Here is a 25,972-nt window from a genome sequence, read left to right as displayed (position 1 = left end):
ATAATAGGCAGCTTTTTTCGTTTTAGGTCGAATCATGTCAGATTACTTGCTGCTTTTTGTGGGTACTATTTTGGTCAATAACTTCGTGTTGGTGAAGTTTCTTGGCCTGTGCCCTTTTATGGGCGTGTCCAAAAAGCTTGAAAGTGCCATCGGAATGGGACTCGCTACCACCTTCGTTATGACGATCGGGTCTATTTTTTCATGGATAATCAATGAGCTGATCCTTATTCCGCTGGATGTAGGATATTTACGTACACTGTCATTTATCCTGGTTATTGCCGTTGTTGTGCAATTTACCGAAATGGTGGTACGTAAGACCAGCCCGGCGCTTTATCGCCTGTTAGGGATCTTTTTGCCGTTGATCACCACCAACTGTGCGGTATTAGGTGTGGCATTACTCAACGTCAACCTGAACCATAATTTCTTGCAGTCAGCGCTGTATGGATTTTCTGCTGCAGTCGGGTTTTCATTTGTTATGGTACTGTTTGCCGCTATGCGCGAACGTCTGGTGGTGGCGGATATTCCCGCGCCCTTCAAAGGTAATGCGATTGCATTGATTACCGCAGGTCTGATGTCTCTGGCGTTCCTTGGTTTCAGCGGACTGGTGAAGTTCTGATGAGTACCCTGTGGATTGCGATTATCGCCCTCACCTTGCTGGCGTTAATCTTTGGCCTCATTCTGGGCTATGCATCGCGTAAATTTTCCGTTACCGAAGATCCGATAGTTGAGCGTATTGAAGAAATTCTGCCGCAAAGTCAGTGTGCGCAATGCGGCTATCCTGGCTGTCGCCCTTATGCTGAAGCAGTCGGTAATCAGGGTGCCAGGATTAATCTGTGCGCACCGGGCGGCGAAGCCGTCATGCTTAAAATCGCCACCCTACTCAATGTCGACCCTCAGCCGATAGACGGTGATAACCAGGCCGAGCCGGTGCGAATGCTGGCTATCATTGACGAAGCCAACTGTATCGGTTGTACCAAATGTATTCAGGCTTGTCCGGTTGATGCCATTATTGGTTCGACTCGCGCAGTACATACCGTTATCAGTGATTTATGCACCGGATGTAATCTTTGCGTTGACCCCTGCCCGACTCGCTGTATCGATTTACGCCCTGTCGCAACTACCACTGCAACGTGGAAGTGGGATTTAAACAGTATTCCGGTGCGAAATATTCCGGTGGATCATCATGTTTAGCTTTCTAAAACGTTTTAACCAAAACAGAGTCTGGGATTTTGACGGCGGTATTCATCCCCCGGAGATGAAAACACAGTCCAGCGGCACACCACTTCGTCAGGTTCCGTTACCCCCACAGTTAATCATCCCGCTGAAACAACATATTGGCGATGAGGGTGAGCTGTGCGTGAAGGTAGGCGATCATGTACTGCGTGGGCAACCTCTGACCCGTGGCTGGGGGCGTATGCTGCCCGTACACGCCCCTACGTCAGGCACTATTAGCGCGATTGCGCCTCATATTACCGCCCATCCATCAGGCCTGACTGAACCCAGTGTCATTCTGACGGCCGATGGTGAGGATCGCTGGTTTGAACGCGATGGCTGGAGTGACTATACCGCGCGTCCTCGTGCCGAACTGATTGAACGTATTCACCAGTTTGGTGTGGCAGGTCTTGGTGGTGCAGGTTTTCCGACGGCCACTAAACTGCGTGGCGGCGGCGATAGCATTAATACTCTGATAATTAATGCTGCAGAATGCGAACCCTACATAACGGCCGATGACCGATTAATGCAGGATTGCGCCGCACAAATTGTCGAAGGTATTCGTATTCTGGCCTGTATTCTTCAGCCACAAAAAACGCTGATAGGCATTGAAGATAATAAACCGCAGGCCATTTCGATGCTTCGCGCGGTGCTGACTGGCTGTGATGATATCCAACTGCGGGTGATCCCCACCAAATATCCTTCCGGTGGCGCAAAACAGCTGACACAGATTTTGACCGGTAAACAGGTTCCCCACGGCGGGCGTTCTTCAGATATCGGCATTCTGATGCAAAACGTCGGTACTGCCTATGCGATTAAACGGGCGATAATTGATGGTGAACCCTTAACTGAACGTGTTGTGACATTAACCGGTGAGTCGGTACGACAGCCCGGCAACGTCTGGGCGCGTTTAGGCACTCCGGTTGCGCATTTAATGGCGTTTGCTCAATTCCACCCAAGCGCTGAACAAAAAGTCATTATGGGTGGCCCGTTAATGGGCTTCACGCTCCCGGCTTTAGATGTACCGGTGGTGAAAATCACCAACTGCTTACTGGCTCCTTCTGTTCAGGAAATGGCTCCACCCCAAGAAGAACAAGGCTGTATTCGATGCAGTGCTTGCGCCGATGCCTGTCCGGCTGATTTATTACCACAACAGTTATACTGGTTTAGTAAGGGTCAGCAGCATGATAAAGCCACCAGTTATAATTTGTCTGACTGTATTGAATGCGGAGCCTGTGCCTGGGTTTGTCCAAGCAATATTCCACTGATTCAATACTTCCGTCAGGAAAAAGCAGAGATACGCGAAATAGAGCTGGAAGCCAAACGCACGGCAGAGGCTAAAGTGCGTTTTGAAGCACGTCAGGCTCGCCTTGAACGTGAGAAAGCAGCACGCCTGGAGAAACATAAATCGGCCGCGGTACAGCCCACCAGCCAGGATAGTTCAGCCATTAAAGCTGCTCAGGCCCGGGTGCAGAGCACAAAATCGCTTTCGAGCGGCGCGGCTATTGTTATCAAACCGGGTACGGTTCCGGATAACAGTGACGTGATTGCCAGTCGTGAGGCGCGTAAGGCACAAGCTCGCGCCCGTCAGGCAGAGAAAAGTCGCCTGGCCGAAATGGCAACCAGTGAAACAAGTCCCTCCACGGAAGGTGCCGATCCGCGCAAATCGGCGGTTGAGGCCGCTATCGCTCGCGCTAAAGCCCGTAAGCAACAGCAGGCTGAACCCGCTGAGGCAGAAGCTCCTGTTGAGGCTGTCGACCCGCGTAAAGCGGCGGTTGAAGCCGCTATTGCCCGGGCTAAAGCGCGTAAGCAACAGCAAGCTGAACCCGCTGAGGCAGAAGCTCCTGTTGAGGCTGTCGACCCGCGTAAAGCGGCGGTTGAAGCCGCTATCGCCCGGGCTAAGGCGCGTAAGCAACAGCAGGCGGAACCCGCTGAGGCAGAAGCTCCTGTTGAGGCTGTCGACCCGCGTAAAGCGGCGGTTGAAGCCGCTATCGCCCGCGCCAAAGCGCGCAAGCAAAAGCAGGCGGAACCCGCTGAGGCAGAAGCTTCTGTTGAGGCTGTCGACCCGCGTAAAGCGGCGGTTGAAGCCGCTATCGCCCGGGCTAAGGCGCGTAAGCAACAGCAGGCGGAACCCGCTGAGGCAGAAGCTCCTGTTGAGGCTGTCGACCCGCGTAAAGCGGCGGTTGAAGCCGCTATCGCCCGCGCCAAAGCGCGCAAGCAAAAGCAGGCGGAACCCGCTGAGGCAGAAGCTTCTGTTGAGGCTGTCGACCCGCGTAAAGCGGCGGTTGAAGCCGCTATCGCTCGGGCTAAAGCCCGTAAGCAACAGCAGGCTAAAAATACTGAAGAAAATACCCCCGAAGCGGTCGACCCACGTAAAGCCGCAGTGGCTGCGGCTATTGCACGCGCTCAGGCACGAAAAGCCGCTCAGATGTCTCCAGAGGAATAAATGGTTTTCAAAATCGCAAGCTCCCCGTTCACCCATAATCAGCGTAATACTTCACGTATTATGATGCTGGTTTGCCTTGCTACAGTACCGGGTATCATGACCCAGTGGTACTGGTTTGGCTCAGGAACGCTGATTCAGGTGCTGCTCGGTATTGCAGCAGCCCTGCTGGCTGAAACTCTGGTATTGCAGTTACGTAAAAAATCGCCACGTGCCTATCTCAATGATAATTCAGCATTGCTGACCGGGCTGTTACTCGGTATCAGTATTCCGCCAATCGCACCCTGGTGGATGGTTATTCTCGGAACTGTTTTTGCAATCATTATCGCTAAACAGCTGTATGGTGGTTTAGGGCATAATCCTTTCAACCCAGCGATGATAGGCTATGTAGTACTGTTAATTGCCTTTCCGGTACAAATGACCACCTGGCTGCCACCCCATACCCTTGCAGCGGTCGCACCAGGCCCGCTTGATAGTTTGAATCTGATCCTTCACGGCATAACAAGCAGCGGGCAGACCCTGCAAGAATATCGCCTGGGCATTGATGGAATTAGTCAGGCAACACCGCTGGATACCTTTAAAACGGGTTTACACTCCGGGCAGTCAGCTGAATCATTACTGCAGTTACCGTTATTTTCTGGTGCTCTGGGCGGCGTTGGCTGGCAATGGGTAAATCTTGCTTACCTGGCTGGCGGCATTTTTCTACTCGCACGCGGAACTATCCGCTGGCATATGCCGGTTGCCTTCCTTGCCACTCTGGTATTCTGCTCCAGCCTTAGCTGGCTGATTGCGCCGGATAAGTACCTGCCACCGCTCACCATGCTTTTTTCAGGTGCAACCATGCTGGGGGCATTTTTTATCCTCACCGATCCGGTGACCGCATCAACCACCGATCGTGGACGTTTAATTTTTGGGGCCCTGGTGGGACTGCTGGTATGGTTAATCAGGACCTTCGGCGGCTATCCGGACGGCGTTGCCTTTGCCGTGCTACTCGGTAATATTACCGTGCCGCTGATTGACTACTACACCCGTCCACGCCCCTATGGTCATCGTTAGGAAAGACTATGTTAAAGACAATGCAAAAACATGGTGTTACCCTGGCGGTATTTGCTGCCCTACTGACCGGGGTCACCGCGCTGGTGAACGAGCTGACTAAACCTACTATCGACAAGCAAGCAGCCCAACAGCAGCAGCTACTCTTCGATCAGGTTATCAGTCATGATCTCTACGACAATGATATTCAGAGCAGTTGTTTCGTTGTCAAAGACACGCCTTTAGGTAAAGGTGAACGCAGGATTTATATTGCCCGTAAAGGAGAGACGCCGGTCGGTGTGGTAATGGAAGCCACAGCACCAGACGGTTATTCCGGCGCAATACACCTGTTAGTCGGTGCCGACTTTAATGGCACTATTCTCGGAACGCGCGTTACCGAACACCACGAAACGCCGGGACTGGGTGATAAAATTGAGCTTCGCCTCGGTGACTGGATAACCCATTTTGCGCAAAAGCATATTGAGGGCAGTCAGGATCCCCGCTGGGCGGTACAAAAAGATGGGGGGGAGTTTACCCAGTTTACCGGCGCAACTATCACGCCACGTGCGGTGGTTAATGCGGTTAAGCGTGCAGGTTTATTTGCCGAAACCCTCCCCCCGGAACTGAATAAATTGAGCGCTTGCGGAGAACAGCAATGAGTGAAGCAAAACGTATTCTGGTAGACGGCGTCTGGAAAAATAACTCCGCGCTGGTACAACTTTTAGGTCTTTGCCCGCTGCTGGCTGTGACATCAACTGCTACAAACGCACTTGGCCTGGGTCTGGCGACTATGCTGGTACTGACTCTGACCAATGCCTCTGTCTCAGCGTTTCGCCACTGGGTTCCGGCAGAAATTCGTATTCCTATCTATGTCATGATCATCGCTTCCGTGGTGAGCGTGGTGCAGATGCTGATCAATGCCTATGCCTTTGGCTTATACCAATCGCTGGGGATCTTTATTCCGTTGATTGTCACCAACTGTATCGTTATTGGTCGGGCAGAAGCCTATGCCGCTAAAGCGAGCATTCCGCTGGCTGCCGTGGATGGCTTTGCCACCGGCCTGGGGGCAACCTGTGTGATGTTTGTTTTAGGATCCGCACGTGAAATTATCGGTAACGGCACGCTGTTTGATGGTGCAGATGCGCTCCTGGGTAACTGGGCTAAAGCAATACGTATTGAAATTTTCCATACGGATACCCCCTTCCTGCTGGCCATGCTACCACCAGGCGCCTTTATCGGTTTAGGATTAATGCTGGCAGGTAAATATCTCATTGATGAGAAGATGAAAGCACGTCGGGCCAGGGAACCTGCAGTGGTTATCGACGGAAGCGTGGAAAAGGCATAATGAATAGTGCAAAACGATTACTGATCCTGCAACGTTTACAGGAAAATAATCCTCATCCTACCACTGAGCTACAGTTTAATAGCGTTTTTGAGCTGCTGATTGCGGTTCTGCTCTCAGCACAGGCAACGGATGTGAGCGTCAATAAAGCGACGGCTAAGCTTTACCCCGTCGCGAATACCCCTGCGGCAATGCTGGCGCTTGGTGTCGAAGGGGTCAAAGAATATATCAGAACCATCGGCCTGTTTAACAGTAAAGCGGAAAATATCATCAAGACCTGCCGCATCTTACTCGAGCAGCATCAGGGTGAAGTGCCTGAAAATCGTGAAGCGCTGGAAGCCCTACCCGGTGTCGGGCGTAAAACCGCTAATGTGGTACTGAATACGGCGTTTGGCTGGCCAACCATTGCTGTCGATACGCATATTTTTCGTGTCTGTAACCGGACACAATTTGCTCCGGGTAAAAATGTCGATCAGGTTGAAGAAAAACTACTCAAAGTTGTACCGGCGAAATACAAAATAGACTGCCATCACTGGTTAATTCTGCATGGCCGTTATACCTGTATTGCTCGAAAACCACGCTGTGGTTCATGTCTGATTGAAGATTTATGCGAGTTTAAGGAAAAAACCAGTATCTGATCTTCTGAGATGGCTCAGGCCATCTTCAGCCTCCGCTGTTTCCCGCTGTTCGTAAATATCATTGCTATACTGATAAATAATGCGATTAATTATCAAAATCAGGTTTTAGCGTGTTTTTTATGAGAAAAAAATCTGACCATCTGCTATCAAGCTAATGTTGTTAAGGCGTGGTTAGTAAATAATGAAATTATCGTTTCCTCCGGTATTAACCCATCTTTATTGTAGTGTTTTTAATCGAATAAATAGCTGGCTAACATTTAACTAGCCAGTTTATGTCACCACTCAGATCAAATAAGTCAGAATATGACACTAACAGAGGAGAATCAGAGAACACTGGCAGGTAAATGTCAGGAAATTAAGGCAGGTTACAAAATTTAACACGCGTTTCTATTTTCCCAGCCAGTGATTTACACTAACTTAATTATATGTAACGGAATATGACAATCCCCTTGTTGAATCGGCAAGGATCAGGAACATTAACCCTCATTTTTCGTTTTTTGATAATAAAAACTGAATGTCTGTCAGGACATCAAATAAAAAAACGTCTTCATTTAGGATGTGTAAAGAGGTCTATGTGTCAACAGCAAACAAAGAACCAACTGAAAGTGTAAGCTTGAATGTTTTTAAACAACCCCGAGCGTTCTATCTGATTTTCTCTATCGAACTTTGGGAACGCTTCGGTTTTTACGGCCTGCAGGTTATTCTTACCGTTTACCTGGTAAAAATGCTGGGTATGACGGAAGAGCAATCCGTTACCCTGTTCGCCACTTTCAGCGCCTTAATGTTTGGCATGATGTCAATTGGCGGCTGGCTGGGTGATAAAATACTCGGCACCAAACGTGTCATTATGCTGGGAGCAATCGTCCTGGCTTTTGGTTATCTGGCCGTTGCCAGCTCCGGATATAACACCGCATTGTTATATATCGGTCTGGCTACCGTTGCTGTAGGTAATGGTTTATTTAAAGCCAACCCGTCTTCGTTACTTTCCACCTGTTATGAGAAAAACGATCCTCGCCTTGATGGCGCATTCACCATGTATTACATGGCGATTAATATCGGTTCATTTTTCTCAACGCTGGCGACGCCTTGGCTGGCTGCTAAATATGGCTGGAGCACCGCATTTGCACTGAGTGTTGTGGGGATGCTGATAACTATTGTTAACTTTTTATTCTGCCGTAAATGGGTTAAAAACCATGGTTCAAAACCCGACTTTGAACCGCTTCATATCGGAAAACTGCTGGCAACGCTGGTCGGTGTTGCGGCGCTGATAGTTATCGCTACCTGGTTATTACACTACCAGGGTATTGCCCGCCTGATGCTGGGTCTGGTAGCGCTGGGGGTTATCTGTATTTTTGCCAGAGAGACTTTTGCTTTAAAAGGCACTGCTCGCCGTAAGATGATAGTGGCCTTTATTCTGATGCTTCAGGCTGTAGTCTTTTTTGTTCTCTACAGTCAAATGCCAACCTCCCTCAACTTCTTTGCGATACGTAACGTTGAGCACAGCATTCTGGGCATTGCCATTGAGCCTGAGCAGTTCCAGGGGCTGAACCCATTCTGGATAGTCATCGGTAGTCCAATTCTGGCCGCTCTCTATAATAAGCTGGGCGATAAAATGCCGATGCCACATAAGTTCGCTATCGGCATGGTATTATGTTCCCTGGCTTTCCTGGTGTTACCTCTTGGTATCACCTTTGCCAATGCCGCTGGTATTGTCTCATCCAGCTGGTTAATCCTCAGTTATGCTTTGCAGAGTATTGGGGAACTCATGATTTCAGGGCTGGGCCTGGCAATGGTCGCTCAGTTAGTTCCTCAGCGCTTGATGGGCTTTATCATGGGAAGCTGGTTCCTGACCTCTGCCAGCGCGGCTGTTATTGCGGGTAAAGTCGCCGCCCTGATGGCCGTTCCGAATGATGTGACAAACCCATTACAGTCACTGGAAATTTATGGTCGAGTGTTCCTGCAAATCGGGATTGTTACTGGTATTATCGCGATAGTAATGATTTTTATTGCACCAAAACTTAACCGTATGATGCAAGAACTTCCGAGCCGCTAAGCACGTGAGTTCAGGTCTCTTCAGGTATATGCTTGAGGAGACCTTAATAACAAAAGCGGGATACATTAGGTTTCCCGCTTTTGTTATTAAGGTCAGATAGATAACGACTATCAGCCTGTTTACTTATCTTTGTTGTTTCTCTTAGTGTTCTAAAGGAGCGAGTCATGAAATTGTTTATCAAGCCTGGTGCCTGTTCTCTTTCACCTCATATCATTCTGCGTGAATCCGGACTTGACTTTTCGATCGTAAAAGTTGACCTGGCGACTAAACGTACAGAAAATAATGAAGATTATCTGACGATTAACCCGAAAGGTCAGGTTCCGGCTTTATTGCTCGATGACGGTTCATTACTGACCGAAGGTGCGGTAATTGTGCAATATCTGGCCGATAAAGTACCTGACCGTCAGCTGCTGGCGCCTTTAGGTAGCCTGACGCGTTACCATACTCTGGAATGGCTGAATTTTGTTGCTACAGAATTGCACAAAGGCTTTAGCCCTCTGTTTAAACCGAATACACCGGATGAATATAAAGCGGTTGTTCGTGAGCAACTGGAGCAAAAATTTGCCTGGCTGAATGATGAGCTGAATGGCAAGCAGTGGCTCATGGGGCTGCGCTTTACTATTGCAGACGCCTATCTGTTTACCGTGGCTCGCTGGGGTTATGCTCTGGGTCTGAATTTAGAAGGTCTGTCTCATCTTGAAGACTTTATGACCCGCATGAAAAACCGCCCTGCTGTTGCTGCAGCACTGGCAGCTGAAGGCATGTAGTTTTTCACTGATGCAAGATGAAGGCCCTCACTGTTCGTAGAGGGCCATATAATATCAGAGCGCTACCGCCGTGAAGAAATGCTCAGGATTCACAATACTTTCTTGTGCAGCCACCAGCTGTAACTCATATTCCTGCATGTTTTTTGTCATCAGCATAATGTCATAGACTGCCGCAGTGACATGCTCAAGAGCCTGACGCAGGCTAGCCCCTTGCAGTAGTTTAACCAGTAGCAGTCCGCTTGTGACATCACCAACGCCGACAGGCTGACGGTCACCAAAATCAACCAGTGGCCGGTGGATATGCCATGCCTCGTCTGCTGTCACGAGCAGCATTTCAAAATGCTCAACGCGTAAACCGGCTTTTGCCAGATGTTTAACCAGAACAATTTGTGGCCCGATTGCAATCAATTCACGCGCGGCTGCCACAGCCTCTGCAACGGAATCAACACTGTGTCCACAGAGAATCTCTAGCTCGACCAAGTTAGGAGCGATGATATCGCTGGCCGGTAAAGTATAGCGGGTATGATATTCCGCGACGCCTGGTGCAACAATGCAACCTTTTTCCGGGTGCCCCATAACCGGGTCACAAAAATATTTTGCAGCTGGATTTGCGGCTTTAACCTGACGGACAATTTCCAGGATATGCTCCCCCTGCTCCGCAGAACCCAGGTACCCACTGAGCACTGCATCACAGCGCTTAAGCTGACCAATGCTGGCAATACCCTGCACAATTTCACTTAAATGACTGGCGGGCATCACTGTTCCGGTCCACTGGCCGTATTGTGTATGGTTGGAAAACTGTACGGTATTCAGGGGCCAGACATTCACACCAGAACGACGCATAGGGAATTCTGCAGCACTATTTCCCGCATGACCAAAAACAACATGAGACTGGATGGCAAGGATATTTTTCATGTTTACTGTTTACTCACCAAAAATGCCGGGCATCGATCGCCTGGCAAAAAAAGAGCGTAGCATTAAAGTTGCTACGCTCAGGCTGTTTACCAGACTTATTTCCAGCAAATCAGGCAGTAGTTCTTTTTGCCACGACGCAACAAGGTATAACGATTAAACAGCACATCTGATTCAGTGAACACATATTCAGGATCGGACTGTTTTTCACCATTAATCGTAATGGCGTTCTGAGCAATCGTTTTACGCGCCTGGCCACGTGATGGCTGAAGCTCTGAGTCTACCAGCGCCTGTTGCAGGTCAACACCGGAATCAAGCTCAACCATCGGAACACCATCCTGGGCCAGTTGTTCAAAGTCAGCCTCACTCAGTTCACTAAGGTTACCGTTGAACAAGCTTGCAGTAATACGTTTGGCTGCGGTTAAACCCTCTTCACCATGTACCAGTCGAGTTACTTGATCTGCCAGCACATACTGGGCACGCGGCGCAGCGCCGCTATTCTTATCTTCTTCTTCCAGCGCATCGATCTCTTCAAGACTCATGAAGGTGAAGAATTTCAGGAAGCGGTAAACATCGCTATCTGCCGTGTTAATCCAGAATTGGTAGAATTTATACGGGCTGGTTTTTTTCGGATCGAGCCAGACAGCGCCACCTTCGGTCTTACCGAATTTAGTGCCATCTGATTTAGTAATAAGTGGAACCGTTAAACCAAAAACCTGTTGCTGATGCATACGACGGGTTAAATCGATACCGGAGGTAATGTTACCCCACTGGTCAGAGCCGCCTATCTGCAATGCTACGCCGTGAAGTTTATTCAGGCAGGCAAAGTCATAGCCTTGCAGCAAGTTATAGGAGAATTCAGTAAATGAAATGCCGACATCATCACGATTAAGGCGTTGTTTTACCGCTTCTTTATTAATCATCTGATTAACAGAGAAGTGCTTGCCAATATCACGCAGGAAGGTCAGCACGTTCATATTGCCAAACCAGTCATAGTTATTGGCAGCAATAGCCGAGTTCTCACCACAATCAAAACTCAAGAATGGCGCAACCTGACGACGGATTTTATCGACCCACTCTTGTACCGTATCTTCAGTATTGAGCTTACGTTCTGCGGCCTTAAAGCTAGGATCACCGATAAGCCCCGTTGCTCCACCAACCAGCGCAACCGGCTTATGGCCTGCTTCCTGAAAACGCTTCAGACAGAGCAGTGGAACCAGATGGCCCAAGTGCAAGCTATCAGCGGTCGGATCGAAGCCGCAATAGAGTGCGATTGACCCTTGCGCCAGTCGCTCTGCTAACGCATCTTCATCCGTAACCTGAGCCACCAGGCCCCGCTCTTGCAATTGTTTTATCAAATTGATGCCTGACATCAAATTCTCCATCTCTATACGACTGCACCTTGGCCGGTACACGGCTTTTCGCCCACTGGCGAAAGTCTTTTTATTAGGCGATAAACGCCAACGCATTCATATTGCAGGCTCGATTAGGGTGTTTATGTAAAATGCGCCTGCAACATCCCTTTTCCGGGCTCATAGAATAAAGCGCTCGCCCCCGGAGTACCAGCGCTTAACAAGAAAATCCTGATATCAGGGTGCAAGACGGTCGATATTCCAGCCGTCAGGAGTTCGCTGATAGAGAAAACGGTCATGCAGACGGTGGGCACCGCCCTGCCAGAACTCCATTTGTTCTATGCTGACACGATAACCGCCCCAGAAACTCGGCAAAGGAACTTCACCATTCTGGAATTTCTGTTTGAGTTCAAAAAATTTACTTTCAAGAATACCGCGCGCAGAGATACGGCTGGATTGTTTGGAAACCCAGGCACCTATCTGGCTATCGCGAGGACGGCTGTGGAAATACTTGAGCACCTCAAAAGTCGATAATTTTTCTGCGGTTCCTTGCACCATGACCTGACGTTCAAGCATATGCCATGGAAAATGAAGGCTGACGCGGGGGTTATGTTCAATTTGCTGAGCTTTACGTGAGCCCAGATTGGTATAGAAAACCAACCCTTTCTCATCATAATGTTTAAGTAAGACAATACGTTGAAAAGGTTGCCCGGTTTCATCAACGGTTGCAACAACCATCGCGGTCGGGTCGGCGAGTCTGGCTTCACAAGCCTGTGCCAGCCAGCGTTCAAAAAGTGGCAAGGGTGTATCGGTAAGATTCTGGCGCCGTAATCCACCTTGGGTATATTCACGGCGCAGATGGGCAATCTGCTGCAAAGAATCGTTATCTGACATGGTGTTATACCGACTATGAGTAAATAAAGTCTATTGTGCCCCCAGTCCCCTAAAATCACAACGATTTGGATATCCGTTACCCGAGCCTGCACGAATTTGAAAAACGGGACGTCATACTGATTTTCTTCCGGTTGCCAGTTTCAACGAACTGTTTGGTGAAATGAGAGTCTCAGAGTGCAGAATATTCTACAGATAAGTGTAATAACCCTTTAACTCGATATTTTTTTGATTTCTGTTTAGGTATTATTACTAAAGATCTGTTTATATTTTACCGTATCTGTACGAGCGTAATTCGGTTACGTCCTCGCGAGCGACGCCCGGGTAACCCGAAGTATGACGGATATTCGGCATCAGATCGGTTTTACCGTATAATATATACTCATGGAAGCTCATTTGAGCATTACGTCATGATCTGGAGATAGAAATGATTTCACGTGTCCTGGTAGTTTCACTGGTAGGCCTGACCCTGGCGGGTTGTGTTAATAACAGAACGCTTTCTGGTGATGTGGTAAGTGCAAGTCAAGCGCAACAAGTCCAAAATGTGACATACGGTACTGTCCTGTCAGTTCGTCCGGTACAAATTCAGGGTGGTAACGATGAAAATATCGTTGGTGCTATCGGTGGTGCGGTACTCGGGGGATTCCTGGGTAATACTGTAGGTGGTGGTACAGGTCGTTCACTGGCAACCGCTGCAGGTGCTATCGCCGGTGGTTTAGCGGGTCAGGAAGCCCAAGGCGCTCTGAACCGTTCCAACGGTGTCCAGATGGAAATTCGTGAAGATAGCGGCAGAACGATTGTTGTTACCCAGAAACAAGACGCGACCCGCTTTTCTGTCGGCCAGCGTGTTGCTCTGATTGGTAATGGCAACCAGGTCTCTGTATCTCCACGTTAGACTGACTAAAGGCCTACCTCTAATCAGGCAGGCCTTATGCTTTTCCCATGTCATGCAAGCCACTTGCAGGTACAGTACCTGAACAAAGATTGTCAGGCTGCAATAGCCTTTTTCTGTGCCCGGATGAGCCCGCATGCCACTTCATGTTTTACGGGCTGGAAAAACTGACTAAACCTCACCTTCTTGTAGTCTGGTGATATTTTTCTCCAGTCGCCCTATCAGATTGATCAGCTGCGCTTGTTCTTCCGGGTTGATACCAGCCAGAATCTCACAACGAGTCACACCTATCACATGCTCCATTTGCTCGATGATATCCCCTGCGCTTTCTGTAAGCGTAATTCGTTTAGCACGACGGTCGAAGGCACAGGTACGGCGAGCAATCAGCCCTTTCTTTTCTAGTTGATCTAAAGTGCGTACCAGAGAAGGCTGCTCAATACCAATCGCTTTTGCCAGCTGAATTTGGGACTGCTCGGGGGGCATTTGATGGATACTATGCAGTGTCACCCAGTGAGTCTGGGTCAATTCCAATGGTTTTAATCGGTGATCGATTAATGCACGCCAGAGACGTACTAAGCGGGATAAGTCCGATCCTAATGGCGATTCCAATTTCACCTCCTTATAATTAGCTCACTAACTTAAATTGCCGTTCCTAATGCATTGTGCAGGCATTAAATGCTAAAAACAAATCCCTTATTTTGATCAAGTCTACTTACCCAGTCTTTTTTCCCTCATCGGTAGATTAACAGAAATGAAAAAAATCCTTTACAATTTTAATAGGTTATTGCTATTGGCTTTGCTTTTTTATTCGCAAAAAATCAGACAGATGTTGGTTTTTTATATCATCTCTTTTCGACTATATAGACTGCGACTACGTCACCAAAAGATGCGATAGAAACGTGCCGAATCAAAATGAATTGTTCATCTAATACCGATAATAGCCAGTCAGACAGCGCGTTTCAGGCCAATCTAACACGTTGTTTATCTTTTTCCAAAGAGGGGGGGCAATACAAAAAATAACAAACACTTAGCTAATTGACATTAGCTGTCTGATTTATTTTCATCTGCCTGCTCACAGGATATGAACAGACAGTTATAGGGGATTAGTAATTATTCAGTATGACCACTGAGATTAAGGGACATCATAACCTAATGCGGCTTTACGAATCCGGAACCATTGCTGACGATTCATTTCCAGCGACAACGCAGAAATTGCCGAACGTACACGTTCAATTTTGCCTGAACCGATAATAGGCAGTGGTAACGAAGGTAAACGCATTATCCATGCATAGACAACCTGATCTATCGTTTCGGCATCCAGCTCTTGTGCAACAATTTGCAACTCATCACGCAGTGACTGATATTGCGGGTCATTAAATAACGCCCCACCACCTAAGCAAGACCAAGCCATCGGGCGGATACGCAACTGTTGTAGTTGATCCAACGTACCGTCCAGCAATAAAGGTTGATGCACGGGTGAGATCTCAACCTGATTGGTCGCAAGGGTAAATGGCAGTCGGGATTGTAACAAGCTGAACTGAGCTGGCGTAAAGTTAGAGACACCAAAATGACGGACTTTACCGCTCTGGTGTAACTGGATAAATGCACTCGCTACTTCATCTGCATCCATCAAAGGGTCAGGACGATGGATCAGTAATAAATCCAGGTAGTCAGTTGCGAGGTTATTTAGTGAATTTTCGGCGCTGCGAATAATGTAGTCACTGTCAGTAATATAGTGACCAATTTTGTTTTCAGCTTTAGCTCTGGTGGCTATGCCACATTTGCTGACAATCTGCATTTTACTGCGCAAATGTCCGAGCGTCCGTAAAGCCTCACCAAAAGCGGCTTCACACTGATAACCACCGTAGATATCGGCGTGATCGACGGTGGTTATACCCAGCTCCACATGCTCCTCAATAAAACTGGCTAACTGGCTGGAGGTCATGCCCCACTCCATTAAACGCCAGTATCCCATAACCAGACGCGAGAATTCCGGTCCCTGGGGAGCTATTTTAATACGCTGTACCATAACGTTATCGCCTTATTAAGAAAAAAGAATCGGTATCTATGATAAATAATTCGAACGATTTCTGAACCTCAAATAGATGTCAGTAATCTGCGCTGTGCGAAGTCTCACCCGCCACGTGATTAAAATAATGAGGGCTGTTCAGGATCGTCACCAGATGTCACTTTTGCGGTGCGGAGTTTACGTAATAACCGTAGCCGACAGAGTCGAAGCACCTCGCGCTTTTGGCCATCCGTCATCATCTGCCAGTTAAAACGCTCGTCACGACTACGAAAACAGCCACGACAAAAACCGCGCTCATCTGACTGACAGATGCCACGGCACGGGCTTTGAAGTGGAAAAAACTCAAGCTGTTCTGACACGTATCGACCTCTGATTGTGATACGTTAATTCAAGTCTGATAAACAGCCACTTGCAAGCGATAAATATAAATAATGTCGGGTCACCAGATAAAACCGTCTTCCGGCTTGATAGGTTTTGGCAGCCTTTATGGTGTTGTCCGCCTCTTAACAAATCGAGCTGTGAGATTTAAAATCACCTATTCTTCCTGTTGCACTAGACCGAATGGTCTATTATATTGGTTCTATGAACAGAAACCCTGAACATGATACGCGTGAGCACCTGCTGGCAACCGGCGAGACACTTTGTCTGGCACTCGGTTTTACCGGTATGGGGCTGAGCGAATTGCTCCGTACTGCTGAAGTTCCTAAAGGTTCTTTTTATCATTATTTTCGTTCCAAAGAAGCCTTTGGCGTTGCCATGCTGGAACGTTACTACCAGCGGTATAATCAGTACTTCAGTGAACAACTGCATGCCCCGCAAGGTCAGCATGCAGAACGTTTACTGGGCTGGTATCAGAACGCGCTGTCTGAATTTCAGTCTTGCGGGCACTTGACCCATTGTCTCGGACTCAAACTGTCAGCTGAAGTCTGCGATCTTTCAGAAGATATGCGGGCGGCTCTGAACTGTGGAGCAGCCAGGGTTATTGCAATACTGACAAATTCACTTGAACAAGCCCGTCTGGAGAACGAAATTAATTTTGAAGGTGAGACATCCGTACTGGCCCAGATATTATATGTGTTATGGCTAGGCGCTGGCTTACAAGCAAAGTTATCCCGCGATCCTGCACCGCTGGAGAATGCTCTGGCACATATCAAAAGTATTCTTGTTGTACCTGTCAGCTGACAGGTATTTTATTTATCACAGAACTAGTCGACCGGTCTATTAGAGGCATATATGTCCACTGCAAAAATTTTTACCCCACTGAAAATTGGGGCTGTTACTGTAGCTAACCGTATTTTTATGGCACCTCTGACTCGCCTGCGTAGCATCGAGCCTGGCGATATTCCTACAGAATTAATGGCTGAATATTATCAGCAGCGTGCCAGCTCTGGTCTGATTATCACTGAAGCCACTCAAATATCTTTCCAGTCCAAAGGGTATGCCGGAGCACCGGGCCTGCATACTGACGAGCAAATTGCTGTCTGGAAAAAAATCACTGCTGACGTACACCAGAAAAATGGACATATTGCCGTCCAGCTTTGGCACACCGGACGAATTTCCCATTACAGTATTCAGCCCGACCAGCAAGCGCCGGTCGCCCCTTCTGCGCTCAGTGCTGGCACCCGTACGTCACTGCGTGACGAAAATGGTCAGCCGATTCGGGTCGATACTTCTCTTCCTCGTGCTCTGGAGTTAAGCGAGATCCCAGGTATCGTTGCAGATTTTCGCCATGCCGCAGCCAGCGCAAGGGAAGCGGGTTTTGACCTGCTTGAATTGCATGGCGCACATGGTTATTTACTGCACCAATTCCTGTCAGCGTCCGCAAACCAGCGTACCGATGAGTATGGCGGTAGTCGTGAAAATCGCGCACGTCTGCTGCTGGAAGTCGTGGATGCCGTCAGTGCGGAATGGGGAGCATCCCGTATTGGCATTCGCCTGTCGCCAGTCGGAAGTTTCCAGAATGTCGATAACGGTGAGAATGAAGAAGAAGATGCGCTGTATCTGATTGATGAACTGAATAAACGTGGTATTGCTTATATCCATCTGTCTGAGTCTGACTGGGCTGGTGGCTTACCCTATACCGAGGAATTCCGTCAGAAGGTACGTGAGCACTTTGATGGGGTCATTATTGGCGCCGGCGCCTATACCCTTGAGAAAGCCGAATCATTGATTGATAAGGGGCTTATCGATGCGGTTGCCTTTGGCCGTGACTATATTGCGAACCCTGACCTGGTGGAACGCTTCCAGCATAATCGTCCGCTGAACGAACAGCGCCCGGAATTCTTCTACGGCGGTGGTGTTGAAGGCTATACTGACTACCCGGTATGGTCTGAATAACAGTCATCCATTGATAGCGGCGTATCATCGCCGCTATACTCAGCATATCTTGTAATGCATGATTTCATTTAATGAGGACAATATGCGCTTACTCCATACCATGCTGCGTGTTGGTGATTTACAACGTTCAGTCGATTTTTATACCAAAGTGCTGGGCATGAGCTTACTGCGTACCAGTGAAAATACCGAATATAAATATACACTTGCATTTGTGGGCTATTGCCCTGAAAGCGAAGGTGCTGTTCTCGAGCTGACTTATAACTGGGGTGTTGACAGTTATGATTTGGGCAACGCTTACGGTCATATTGCTCTGAGTGTTGATAATGCTGCTGAAGCCTGCGAACGTATCCGTAATAATGGCGGAAATGTGACTCGTGAAGCTGGCCCGGTCAAAGGGGGCACTACCGTTATCGCTTTTGTTGAAGATCCCGACGGCTATAAAATTGAGCTAATCGAAGAAAAAGATGCGGGTAAAGGTTTAGGTCACTAATTCAGGTTGCTGGACGTATCCTGCGTCCAGTACTGCATCCCTCGCTAAAATTTGTCATAATACGCCTTGTATCTTCCCCGTCTTAAGAGAATCAGATGTCAGACAACACGCAATTGCATAGCTTGTGCGAACGTTTTCGTGGTTTTTACCCGGTGGTTATTGATGTTGAAACCGCTGGCTTTCATGCCAAAACGGATGCGTTACTGGAAATAGCCGCTATCACACTGAAGATGGATCAAGATGGCTGGTTGCTACCTGATGAGACGTTGCATTTTCATGTTGAGCCCTTTGAAGGTGCGAATCTGCAACCCGAAGCCCTCGCCTTCAATGGTATTGACCCGCATAATCCACTGCGTGGTGCTGTAAGTGAATATGAAGCCTTACATGCCATTTTTAAAGCAGTGCGTAAAGGCATGAAAGAAACTGAGTGTAGCCGTGCCATTATGGTGGCACATAACGCGACTTTTGATCACGGTTTTACCATGGCCGCAGCTGAGCGCGCATCATTAAAACGTAACCCTTTCCATCCTTTTGTCACCTTCGATACTGCAGCTCTGAGCGGCCTTGCCCTTGGACAAACCGTTCTGGCCAAAGCCTGTAACGCAGCAGGATTAAACTTTGACAATTCGCAGGCGCATTCTGCCCTTTACGACACCGAGCAAACAGCTCTTTTGTTTTGTGAGATAGTCAATCGCTGGAAGCGTATGGGAGGCTGGCCGTTAGCGATTCCTGAAACTCCAGAATCAACCAGTTAAGCAACATCATAGTAGAATGATGACCGGTCCGCCAGGAACCGGCCAGGAGGAAGACAGGCTGAGTTATTCAGCCTGGCTCTTTAAATCAAGCATCCGCGTCCGTATCAGGATACTTTGCTGCGGTTTCTTTGATAAGGCTTTGTAATTCACCGCGCTGATACATTTCAATAATGATATCGCATCCGCCTACCAGCTCACCGTCAACCCACAGCTGTGGGAAAGTCGGCCAGTTGGCATATTTTGGCAATTCGGCACGAATATCCGGATTCTGCAAAATATCAACATAAGCGAAACGCTCACCACAGCCAGACAGAGCCTGCACTGCTTGTGCAGAAAAACCGCAGCTTGGTAATTTTGGGGAACCTTTCATGTAGAGAAGAATTGGGTTCTCTGCAATCTGGCGTTGAATTTTTTCTAATGTGCTCATTGTTATGCTTCCTCAGACTTTTTTATACAACTCTAGCCGCTCATTGTATCCATTAGAGTCCATGCCAGAAAACAACATTTTTTATGTGGGATTTACGGCAGATTAATCGCTGCTGCAATTAGCAGCAAAATTGGCTTAATCAGGCCTTAAATCCACCATAGACTCAAGGTGAGCAGCCCTGATTGTTTAAATTACTAGCGGTAGATAACATTATGCGTTTTTCATTGGTTATTGCTATTAACATAAATGGCGTTTATGCATTAGAATTAACGCGTTTAACTTATACAGAACAACGAATAACGAATTTCGCTTATATCTCCCCTCAATAATTTGCAGTATGACGGGGATAGACCGTACATGATGCAAGCCATCATGTTTTCTTTCATCAGAGGATTGACGAGTGGCACGGATAAAAATACGTTCTCTTACTCTCTGTACTCTGCTATTGGCTTTGTCCTGGACACCGGTAACTCAAGCTTCTCAGCAAACCCGCACCACTGAGCTGACGCAAAATTCATCGAGCAGCACCGCTAAAAAAAGTAAAGAGAAAAACCGGCAACACAATAGCAAAACCACCCCACCTAAAAAACAGCAGCGCCAGGCGAGTACCAGTACTAATAAAACTCGCTCAATCAACAAATCAAAGCCTGTCACAAAAACAACTAAACAATCCCGTACAGTGAATAAAAAAACCACGGCAAAAGTGACTTCGGCTGCAAAGCTTAAAACAGCTGTTCGGTCAGACAAATGCGTGAATAAAAAAGGGCAAAAAACAGTCTGCGCGTCTAAACCTAAACAAACCAAAAATCTGACGCTGGCACAAGCCCATAAAGTTCGGGTACAAAAAGCACAAAAAACGGCGATGACTAAATTGATGGGACAGTTAGGTAAACCTTATCGCTGGGGGGGATCCTCTCCGATGACCGGTTTTGACTGTAGCGGTCTGGTGTATTACGCCTATAAAGATCTGGTGAACTTCCAGATCCCGCGTACCGCCAACGAAATGTATCATCTTGAGGATGCTGCCAGAATCAATCGCAGCGAACTTGAAAGCGGTGATTTAGTGTTTTTCCGTATTCAGGGGCGAGGCACGGCCGATCATGTGGGTGTTTACGTCGGCAACGGCAAGTTTATTCAGTCACCTCGTAGTGGTCGTGACATACAGATTACATCGTTGAGTGAAGACTACTGGCAACGCCATTACGTTGGTGCTCGCCGGGTAATGACAGCCAAAACATTGCGTTAAAGGTGTATCTACTATCATTCACCGAAAGCATTGAGGGGCCAGATTACGGGCCCCTCAGACTGATTAGTTCAGTACTGCAATAAAACCTACAATAACAATCAGAGCTAATGTAACAACTGTCGTCTTCAGAGATAATTTCAGGTCGGTACTCATCACTACTCTCCTTTTATGACCTTATAAAAAATAGGGCTTGAATGATTTTCCCACAATTGCGTAAAAAAATCATGTTATCTCTGATAATAACAGCTTTTTTCTGCTTTCACTTTTGATCAGAATCGGCCAAAATCCCCTGCTACTTTATTACCCGATATCTGGCAGTATGCCTTCCCCATCCGATATCGTATTCCGACAGACCCGACTTGATGAAAATCGCGGGAACTGGCGAAGGCAAACGTTTACCTCAGGAGGTTTCAATATGGTCTGGATGGTCTGGAGTGACATTTAATGGCAACAATTAAAGACGTAGCGAAGCGCGCAAACGTTTCCACTACCACTGTGTCACATGTTATTAACAAGACACGATTTGTGGCGGAAGAAACGCGTAATGCGGTTTGGGCAGCGATTAAAGAGCTGCACTACTCCCCTAGCGCCGTAGCACGCAGCCTGAAGGTCAACCACACCAAAACTATTGGCCTGCTGGCAACCTCAAGTGAAGCGCCCTATTTCGCAGAAATAATCGAGGCGGTTGAAAATCACTGCTTTGCAAAAGGCTATACGCTCATTCTCGGTAATGCCCATAACAATTTTGAAAAACAGAAAGCCTATCTGTCGATGATGGCGCAAAAACGCGTCGACGGGTTACTCGTGATGTGTTCAGAGTATCCTGACGATCTGCTGACGACACTGGAAGAGTATCGCAATATTCCGATGGTGGTGATGGACTGGGGTGAATCACGCGCTGACTTTACTGACTCTGTTATTGATAACGCGTTCCATGGTGGCTACCTGGCCGGGCGCTATCTGATTGAACGTGGACATCGTGATATTGCCGCTATTCCGGGATTGCTGGAGCGTAATACCGGTGGCGGTCGCCATGCCGGTTTTATGAAAGCACTGGAAGAGGCTAATCTGACGATTCCTGATAGCTGGGTTGTTCAAGGTGACTTTGAGCCAGAGTCGGGCTATCGCGCGATGCAGCAGCTATTAAATCAGGCAAATCGTCCTACCGCGGTCTTTTGCGGTGGCGATGTCATGGCGATGGGCGCTATTTGTGCTGCTGATGAAATGGGATTACGCGTTCCGCAAGATATCTCCATCATTGGTTATGACAATATAAGAAACTCACGTTATTTTTCTCCGGCATTAACCACCGTTCATCAGCCCAAAGAGCATCTCGGTGAAACCGCATTGAATATGCTGCTTGACCGTATTATTAATAAACGTGAAGAGTCTAAAACCATCGAAGTTCATCCGCAGATTATTGAACGCCGCTCAGTAGCCGATGGTCCGTTTATCGATTATCGTCGCTAGTCCTACAGGAGTCAGAACTCAGTATCTGACTCCTGTAACCACTCCTGATTCATGGTCTCGCTGTCTCCCAAATAATCCAGTAACCAGTTTAATGCAGGCGACTGATCGTCTTGCCGCCAGGTCAGACAGCAAGCCGCGTCCGGGAACGGGTTTTCCAGCTGTAACGGTTTCAGACTACCTTTTTCAAGCCAGGGCCTGGCAATATGGGACGGGATCATTCCGATACCAAGCCCGGCATTCAAACAATCGATCGCCGATGTCCAGTCAGGCACCACCAGACGACGTTGGTTATCCAGAAGCCATGTCGTGCGTTTCGGCAACGAACGCGAAGTATCCTCCAGGATCAATGATGGCCAGTCACGTAGCACCTCATCACTCATGGGGCCGTCAGGTAATTGTGCCAGAGGATGTGTGGCAGAAACCACACAGTGCCAGCTTAAGACGCCCATATCACGAAATCCGTAACGCCCACCAACCGGTACTGCCTGAGTTGCGCCAATTGCCAGCTCAACCCGGCCGTCAGCCAGCGCATCCCAGACACCATTGAAAACCTCACAGCTAACATGTAACTCGACATCAGGGAAATGACGATAAAAATCAATAACCATTTGCCGGATACGGTGTGGTTTGACAATATTATCGACCGCAATCGCCAGATGCCCGCGCCAGCCATTCGCTATCTGCTGGCATTGCTGACGCGTTACCATCATTTTTTTGACAACAAAACGGCCTTCTTTCAAAAAAAAGACCCCGGCTGGGGTGAGTTCCACATCCCGATGCCGGCGTTCAAACAAAGGAACAGCGAGCCACTCTTCCAGTTGACGAACAGTATAACTAATCGCCGAAGGCACACGGTGAAGCTCCTGAGCCGCTGCACTGAAGCTGCCATTACGGGCTACCGAATCGACGACTTCGAGAGAATATTCAGACCACATAGGTTTGCCTGCAAAATTTTTGAATACAATAATCAAATATTAGCGTTTCACAACAATATTTCCACTCCGTAGACTTTTGACTCACTCACCTGCTCCTAAAACAAGAGAAAAATATGCAACCGTCAAAGGGATTTCTTATCTGGCTGGTCGGCCTGAGCGTTCTTGGCTTTCTGGCAACAGACATGTATTTGCCCGCCTTCCCAGCTATTCAGCAAGATTTAGGCAGTGATGCCTCGGCTATCAGTGCCAGCCTCAGCCTGTTCCTTGCAGGGTTTGCTTTTGCCCAGCTAGCCTGGGGGCCACTATCCGATAAATACGGCCGTAAATCCGTACTGTTGATTGGTTTAAGTATCTTTGCGGTAAGCTGCCTGGGTATGTTGTGGGTAGAAAACGTTACCCAGCTTCTGGTTCTGCGCTTTATTCAGGCAGTTGGAGTCTGCTCTGCCGCAGTAAGCTGGCAGGCCCTGGTGACCGACCATTATCCCGCCCATCGTGCCAGCCGTGTCTTCGCCACCATAATGCCATTGGTGGGGCTTTCCCCTGCTCTGGCGCCTTTGCTTGGGAGCTGGTTGCTTAACCATTATGACTGGCAGGCCATCTTTGCGGTGCTGTTTGGCGTGACGCTGATACTAATGATACCGGCATTATTTTTAAAATCGCGGCCCGCAAAACCCACCCCCAAGGATAAGAATAAAGAAAAAGTCAGCTTCTTCTCCTTACTACGGTCCCGTACCTATAGTGGTAATGTATTGATTTACGCCGCCTGCTCAGCCAGCTTCTTCGCCTGGTTAACCGGTTCACCTTTTATTATTAGCGAAATGGGCTATGGCGCTTCCGCCATTGGTTTAAGTTATATGCCCCAGACCATTGCATTTTTAATCGGCGGGTACGGCTGCCGGAGCGCATTGCAAAAAATTAAAGGCGAAACCTTACTTCCCTGGTTACTGGTACTCTACGCTTTGAGCACGGCGGCGACCTGGGCTGTCGCTGTCAGTGGTCATGCCACGCTGACACTTGTCTTGATTCCGTTCTGTGTGATGGCGATGGCTAATGGTGCTATTTATCCCATTGCGGTGGCTTCGGCTCTCCTCCCGTTCTCCCATGCCAGCGGTAAAGCAGCGGCGTTACAAAATACCTTGCAGCTCGGGCTCTGTTTCCTTGCAAGCCTGGTGGTCTCATGGCTTATCATTACGCCACTGTTGACGACCACAGTGGTCATGCTCGTGACTATCGTACTCGCCGGTTTAGGTTATATGCTGCAGTACCGTTCAACCACCAGCAAGAAACGAGAGGCCCTGGTATCCAGCACGGATTAACAATGCCCCCCCCTGATAAAGATGCATAATCATCTTGCTAATGATGAATCAGTTTTGATAAAAAAAAGAATTATCAGGACTGATTCTGACTACACTCATAATAAGACTTAGCCTTATTAAGGCTTTCTAACGGGGTATCTCCCCTTTACCAGACGCAGGATTTCAGGCTCACGGAACGTCCGTGACATTTCTCACAGCCGCCAGATTAATGACCAGTATCCTGGCGTTTATTCAAAATGGGTGATGGAGAAGCTATGAGTTCATCGTGTATAGAAGAAGAAAATCTACGGGACAGTGAGTGGTATCGTATCGTCAGTGAAATGCTGGGACGCGCAGAGATCACGCTGAATGGATCACACCCTTTTGATATTCAGGTGCATAATCCCGATTTTTATAAGCGAGTGCTGCAGGAAGGCTCTTTGGGGCTTGGCGAAAGTTATATGGATGGCTGGTGGGACTGTGAGCGGCTGGATATTTTTTTTACCCGAGCCATTAACGCAGGTCTTGAACACCAGCTCCCCCACCATCTGAAAGATACACTGCGTATTGCTGCCGCTAAATTAGTGAATTTACAATCTAAAAAACGTGCATGGATCGTAGGCAGAGAGCATTACGACCTGGGAAATGACTTATTCGAGCGAATGCTGGATGAGCATATGCAATACTCTTGTGGCTACTGGAAAGATGCCACAAATCTCAGTGAGGCACAAAACGCCAAACTCAAACTCATCTGCGAAAAACTAGAACTAAAACCCGGTATGAAACTACTGGATATAGGCTGTGGCTGGGGAGGACTGGCTGAGTATGCAGCTCGCTATTATGGTGTCTCTGTTTTTGGCGTCACAATTTCAGCCGAACAGCAAAAAATGGCACAGCAACGCTGCGAGGGACTGGATGTCACTATCCTGCTCCAGGATTATCGCGACCTTCACGAACAGTTTGATCGAATAGTCTCCGTCGGTATGTTTGAGCATGTCGGGCCAAAAAATTACGCCACCTATTTTGATGTCGTGGACCGTAATCTAAAACCACAGGGTCTTTTCCTGTTACACAGCATCGGCTCAAATCAATCCCACGATAAAGTTGACCCATGGATTAATAAATATATTTTCCCTAATGGTCGGCTACCGTCAGTTTGTCAGATTGCTGCCGCCAGTGAGCCACATTTTGTGATGGAAGACTGGCATAATTTTGGTGCCGATTATGACAAAACGCTGATGGCCTGGGCTGAACGGTTTCACAATATCTGGCCAGAAATCAGCCAGAATTACGGCGAGCGTTTCTATCGCATGTTTAGCTATTATCTCAATGCCTGCGCCGGCGCTTTTCGGGCTCGGGATATTCAGCTCTGGCAGATTCTGTTTAGCAGAGGGGCTGATAACGGGCTCCGCGTCGCGCGTTAGTCAAATCTGACTTGCGAGCACAAAACGGGA

27 protein-coding genes are annotated in these 25,972 nt (G+C 48.1%); 18 read left to right on the top strand and 9 right to left on the bottom strand.

Annotated elements, in window-relative coordinates; genetic code table 11:
- Positions 1-34: 34 nt before the first annotated feature.
- The 9 genes from rsxA (at position 35) to gstA (ending at position 9,487) form a co-directional block, all read left to right on the top strand.
- The gene (rsxA, locus tag M2387_RS00930) at positions 35-616 is read left to right on the top strand and encodes an electron transport complex subunit RsxA (RefSeq protein WP_259046613.1); all 582 of its coding nucleotides are present in this window, start codon (positions 35-37) and stop codon (positions 614-616) included.
- Positions 616-1,191 carry an electron transport complex subunit RsxB gene (gene rsxB / locus M2387_RS00925; RefSeq protein ID WP_259046612.1) on the top strand — a complete coding sequence of 192 codons (576 nt, stop codon included), beginning with the start codon at positions 616-618 and terminating at the stop codon, positions 1,189-1,191. Before rsxA ends, rsxB begins: the two co-directional genes overlap by 1 nt.
- A complete protein-coding gene (rsxC, locus tag M2387_RS00920; RefSeq protein ID WP_259046611.1) occupies positions 1,184-3,658 on the top strand; it encodes an electron transport complex subunit RsxC in 2,475 nt (824 codons plus the stop codon). Before rsxB ends, rsxC begins: the two co-directional genes overlap by 8 nt.
- Entirely contained in the window at positions 3,659-4,711 is a 1,053-nt protein-coding gene (gene rsxD / locus M2387_RS00915) for an electron transport complex subunit RsxD (RefSeq protein ID WP_259046610.1), read from the top strand.
- A gap of 8 nt (positions 4,712-4,719) precedes the next feature.
- The gene (rsxG, locus tag M2387_RS00910) at positions 4,720-5,346 is read left to right on the top strand and encodes an electron transport complex subunit RsxG (RefSeq protein ID WP_259046609.1); all 627 of its coding nucleotides are present in this window, start codon (positions 4,720-4,722) and stop codon (positions 5,344-5,346) included.
- Positions 5,343-6,032, top strand: coding sequence for an electron transport complex subunit E (locus M2387_RS00905; protein WP_259046608.1), 690 nt, complete (start codon positions 5,343-5,345; stop codon positions 6,030-6,032). The genes rsxG and M2387_RS00905 overlap by 4 nt, the downstream gene beginning before the upstream one ends.
- On the top strand, positions 6,032-6,667 hold the full coding sequence (gene nth / locus M2387_RS00900) for an endonuclease III (protein WP_259046607.1): 636 nt from the start codon (positions 6,032-6,034) through the stop codon (positions 6,665-6,667). The genes M2387_RS00905 and nth overlap by 1 nt, the downstream gene beginning before the upstream one ends.
- A gap of 574 nt (positions 6,668-7,241) precedes the next feature.
- The gene (gene dtpA / locus M2387_RS00895; RefSeq protein WP_259046606.1) at positions 7,242-8,720 is read left to right on the top strand and encodes a dipeptide/tripeptide permease DtpA; all 1,479 of its coding nucleotides are present in this window, start codon (positions 7,242-7,244) and stop codon (positions 8,718-8,720) included.
- A gap of 164 nt (positions 8,721-8,884) precedes the next feature.
- Positions 8,885-9,487 carry a glutathione transferase GstA gene (gstA, locus tag M2387_RS00890; RefSeq protein WP_259046605.1) on the top strand — a complete coding sequence of 201 codons (603 nt, stop codon included), beginning with the start codon at positions 8,885-8,887 and terminating at the stop codon, positions 9,485-9,487.
- Positions 9,488-9,541: 54 nt separating this feature from the next.
- Here the strand turns inward: gstA and pdxY are convergent, their stop codons facing one another.
- From pdxY to pdxH, 3 genes are all read right to left on the bottom strand, one after another.
- Positions 9,542-10,402, bottom strand: coding sequence for a pyridoxal kinase PdxY (gene pdxY / locus M2387_RS00885; protein WP_259046604.1), 861 nt, complete (start codon positions 10,400-10,402; stop codon positions 9,542-9,544).
- A 95-nt stretch (positions 10,403-10,497) separates the two neighbouring features.
- The gene (gene tyrS, locus M2387_RS00880; protein ID WP_259046603.1) at positions 10,498-11,772 is read right to left on the bottom strand and encodes a tyrosine--tRNA ligase; all 1,275 of its coding nucleotides are present in this window, start codon (positions 11,770-11,772) and stop codon (positions 10,498-10,500) included.
- A gap of 216 nt (positions 11,773-11,988) precedes the next feature.
- Entirely contained in the window at positions 11,989-12,645 is a 657-nt protein-coding gene (gene pdxH, locus M2387_RS00875; RefSeq protein ID WP_259046602.1) for a pyridoxamine 5'-phosphate oxidase, read from the bottom strand.
- A 424-nt stretch (positions 12,646-13,069) separates the two neighbouring features.
- Here pdxH and M2387_RS00870 point away from each other — a divergent pair, with 424 nt between their 5' ends.
- Positions 13,070-13,537: an outer membrane lipoprotein gene (locus tag M2387_RS00870; protein WP_259046601.1), complete on the top strand. Its 468-nt coding sequence runs from the start codon at positions 13,070-13,072 to the stop codon at positions 13,535-13,537.
- 168 nt (positions 13,538-13,705) lie between these two features.
- On the opposite strand, the gene slyA is transcribed toward M2387_RS00870, so the two are convergent.
- From slyA to M2387_RS00855, 3 genes are all read right to left on the bottom strand, one after another.
- Positions 13,706-14,149: a transcriptional regulator SlyA gene (slyA, locus tag M2387_RS00865; protein WP_310572750.1), complete on the bottom strand. Its 444-nt coding sequence runs from the start codon at positions 14,147-14,149 to the stop codon at positions 13,706-13,708.
- A gap of 517 nt (positions 14,150-14,666) precedes the next feature.
- Positions 14,667-15,563: an aldo/keto reductase gene (locus M2387_RS00860; RefSeq protein ID WP_259046599.1), complete on the bottom strand. Its 897-nt coding sequence runs from the start codon at positions 15,561-15,563 to the stop codon at positions 14,667-14,669.
- Between the two features lie 119 nt (positions 15,564-15,682).
- Positions 15,683-15,922 (bottom strand): DUF1289 domain-containing protein, encoded by a 240-nt coding sequence (locus M2387_RS00855; protein WP_259046598.1) that lies wholly within the window; start codon positions 15,920-15,922, stop codon positions 15,683-15,685.
- A 223-nt stretch (positions 15,923-16,145) separates the two neighbouring features.
- On the opposite strand from M2387_RS00855, the gene M2387_RS00850 reads away from it, so the two are divergent.
- From M2387_RS00850 to rnt, 4 genes are all read left to right on the top strand, one after another.
- Complete coding sequence (locus M2387_RS00850; protein WP_259046597.1) at positions 16,146-16,745, top strand: TetR/AcrR family transcriptional regulator; 600 nt, start codon at positions 16,146-16,148, stop codon at positions 16,743-16,745.
- 51 nt (positions 16,746-16,796) lie between these two features.
- Positions 16,797-17,900, top strand: coding sequence for an alkene reductase (gene nemA, locus M2387_RS00845; protein WP_259046596.1), 1,104 nt, complete (start codon positions 16,797-16,799; stop codon positions 17,898-17,900).
- 82 nt (positions 17,901-17,982) lie between these two features.
- Positions 17,983-18,390, top strand: coding sequence for a lactoylglutathione lyase (gene gloA, locus M2387_RS00840; protein WP_259046595.1), 408 nt, complete (start codon positions 17,983-17,985; stop codon positions 18,388-18,390).
- Positions 18,391-18,485: 95 nt separating this feature from the next.
- Entirely contained in the window at positions 18,486-19,145 is a 660-nt protein-coding gene (gene rnt / locus M2387_RS00835) for a ribonuclease T (protein ID WP_259046594.1), read from the top strand.
- 85 nt (positions 19,146-19,230) lie between these two features.
- Here rnt and M2387_RS00830 read toward each other — a convergent pair whose 3' ends face one another.
- On the bottom strand, positions 19,231-19,572 hold the full coding sequence (locus M2387_RS00830) for a Grx4 family monothiol glutaredoxin (RefSeq protein WP_259046593.1): 342 nt from the start codon (positions 19,570-19,572) through the stop codon (positions 19,231-19,233).
- Positions 19,573-19,972: 400 nt separating this feature from the next.
- Here M2387_RS00830 and M2387_RS00825 point away from each other — a divergent pair, with 400 nt between their 5' ends.
- Positions 19,973-20,818 (top strand): C40 family peptidase, encoded by an 846-nt coding sequence (locus M2387_RS00825; RefSeq protein ID WP_259046592.1) that lies wholly within the window; start codon positions 19,973-19,975, stop codon positions 20,816-20,818.
- Between the two features lie 63 nt (positions 20,819-20,881).
- Here the strand turns inward: M2387_RS00825 and cydH are convergent, their stop codons facing one another.
- On the bottom strand, positions 20,882-20,971 hold the full coding sequence (gene cydH, locus M2387_RS25855; RefSeq protein WP_299996175.1) for a cytochrome bd-I oxidase subunit CydH: 90 nt from the start codon (positions 20,969-20,971) through the stop codon (positions 20,882-20,884).
- A gap of 291 nt (positions 20,972-21,262) precedes the next feature.
- Between cydH and purR the strand changes: the two genes are divergently transcribed.
- On the top strand, positions 21,263-22,288 hold the full coding sequence (purR, locus tag M2387_RS00820; RefSeq protein ID WP_259046591.1) for an HTH-type transcriptional repressor PurR: 1,026 nt from the start codon (positions 21,263-21,265) through the stop codon (positions 22,286-22,288).
- Positions 22,289-22,299: 11 nt separating this feature from the next.
- On the opposite strand, the gene punR is transcribed toward purR, so the two are convergent.
- Positions 22,300-23,223, bottom strand: a complete 924-nt coding sequence (gene punR / locus M2387_RS00815; RefSeq protein ID WP_259046590.1) for a DNA-binding transcriptional activator PunR — start codon at positions 23,221-23,223, stop codon at positions 22,300-22,302.
- Positions 23,224-23,336: 113 nt separating this feature from the next.
- Between punR and punC the strand changes: the two genes are divergently transcribed.
- Together punC and cfa are read left to right on the top strand one after the other, a co-directional pair.
- The gene (punC, locus tag M2387_RS00810; protein WP_259046589.1) at positions 23,337-24,539 is read left to right on the top strand and encodes a purine nucleoside transporter PunC; all 1,203 of its coding nucleotides are present in this window, start codon (positions 23,337-23,339) and stop codon (positions 24,537-24,539) included.
- A 254-nt stretch (positions 24,540-24,793) separates the two neighbouring features.
- Positions 24,794-25,942: a cyclopropane fatty acyl phospholipid synthase gene (cfa, locus tag M2387_RS00805; RefSeq protein ID WP_259046588.1), complete on the top strand. Its 1,149-nt coding sequence runs from the start codon at positions 24,794-24,796 to the stop codon at positions 25,940-25,942.
- The last annotated feature ends 30 nt before the right edge of the window (positions 25,943-25,972 follow it).

Source organism: Klebsiella sp. BIGb0407, from assembly GCF_024807845.1.
Classification (GTDB): domain Bacteria; phylum Pseudomonadota; class Gammaproteobacteria; order Enterobacterales; family Enterobacteriaceae; genus JGM124.
Note: the sequence above shows the minus strand (reverse complement) of the source record. Positions and strands in the feature narration are given on the sequence as shown.

Excerpts from the sequence above, each read along its gene's own strand:
- rsxA (WP_259046613.1), top strand. The coding sequence starts at position 35 with ATGTCAGATTACTTGCTGCTTTTTGTGGGTACTATTTTGGTCAATAAC.
- rsxB (WP_259046612.1), top strand. The coding sequence starts at position 616 with ATGAGTACCCTGTGGATTGCGATTATCGCCCTCACCTTGCTGGCGTTA.
- rsxC (WP_259046611.1), top strand. The coding sequence starts at position 1,184 with ATGTTTAGCTTTCTAAAACGTTTTAACCAAAACAGAGTCTGGGATTTT.
- rsxD (WP_259046610.1), top strand. The coding sequence starts at position 3,659 with ATGGTTTTCAAAATCGCAAGCTCCCCGTTCACCCATAATCAGCGTAAT.
- rsxG (WP_259046609.1), top strand. The coding sequence starts at position 4,720 with ATGTTAAAGACAATGCAAAAACATGGTGTTACCCTGGCGGTATTTGCT.
- M2387_RS00905 (WP_259046608.1), top strand. The coding sequence starts at position 5,343 with ATGAGTGAAGCAAAACGTATTCTGGTAGACGGCGTCTGGAAAAATAAC.
- nth (WP_259046607.1), top strand. The coding sequence starts at position 6,032 with ATGAATAGTGCAAAACGATTACTGATCCTGCAACGTTTACAGGAAAAT.
- gstA (WP_259046605.1), top strand. The coding sequence starts at position 8,885 with ATGAAATTGTTTATCAAGCCTGGTGCCTGTTCTCTTTCACCTCATATC.
- pdxY (WP_259046604.1), bottom strand. The coding sequence starts at position 10,402 with ATGAAAAATATCCTTGCCATCCAGTCTCATGTTGTTTTTGGTCATGCG.
- tyrS (WP_259046603.1), bottom strand. The coding sequence starts at position 11,772 with ATGTCAGGCATCAATTTGATAAAACAATTGCAAGAGCGGGGCCTGGTG.
- pdxH (WP_259046602.1), bottom strand. The coding sequence starts at position 12,645 with ATGTCAGATAACGATTCTTTGCAGCAGATTGCCCATCTGCGCCGTGAA.
- M2387_RS00870 (WP_259046601.1), top strand. The coding sequence starts at position 13,070 with ATGATTTCACGTGTCCTGGTAGTTTCACTGGTAGGCCTGACCCTGGCG.
- M2387_RS00860 (WP_259046599.1), bottom strand. The coding sequence starts at position 15,563 with ATGGTACAGCGTATTAAAATAGCTCCCCAGGGACCGGAATTCTCGCGT.
- M2387_RS00850 (WP_259046597.1), top strand. The coding sequence starts at position 16,146 with ATGAACAGAAACCCTGAACATGATACGCGTGAGCACCTGCTGGCAACC.
- nemA (WP_259046596.1), top strand. The coding sequence starts at position 16,797 with ATGTCCACTGCAAAAATTTTTACCCCACTGAAAATTGGGGCTGTTACT.
- gloA (WP_259046595.1), top strand. The coding sequence starts at position 17,983 with ATGCGCTTACTCCATACCATGCTGCGTGTTGGTGATTTACAACGTTCA.
- rnt (WP_259046594.1), top strand. The coding sequence starts at position 18,486 with ATGTCAGACAACACGCAATTGCATAGCTTGTGCGAACGTTTTCGTGGT.
- M2387_RS00830 (WP_259046593.1), bottom strand. The coding sequence starts at position 19,572 with ATGAGCACATTAGAAAAAATTCAACGCCAGATTGCAGAGAACCCAATT.
- cydH (WP_299996175.1), bottom strand. The coding sequence starts at position 20,971 with ATGAGTACCGACCTGAAATTATCTCTGAAGACGACAGTTGTTACATTA.
- purR (WP_259046591.1), top strand. The coding sequence starts at position 21,263 with ATGGCAACAATTAAAGACGTAGCGAAGCGCGCAAACGTTTCCACTACC.
- punR (WP_259046590.1), bottom strand. The coding sequence starts at position 23,223 with ATGTGGTCTGAATATTCTCTCGAAGTCGTCGATTCGGTAGCCCGTAAT.
- punC (WP_259046589.1), top strand. The coding sequence starts at position 23,337 with ATGCAACCGTCAAAGGGATTTCTTATCTGGCTGGTCGGCCTGAGCGTT.
- cfa (WP_259046588.1), top strand. The coding sequence starts at position 24,794 with ATGAGTTCATCGTGTATAGAAGAAGAAAATCTACGGGACAGTGAGTGG.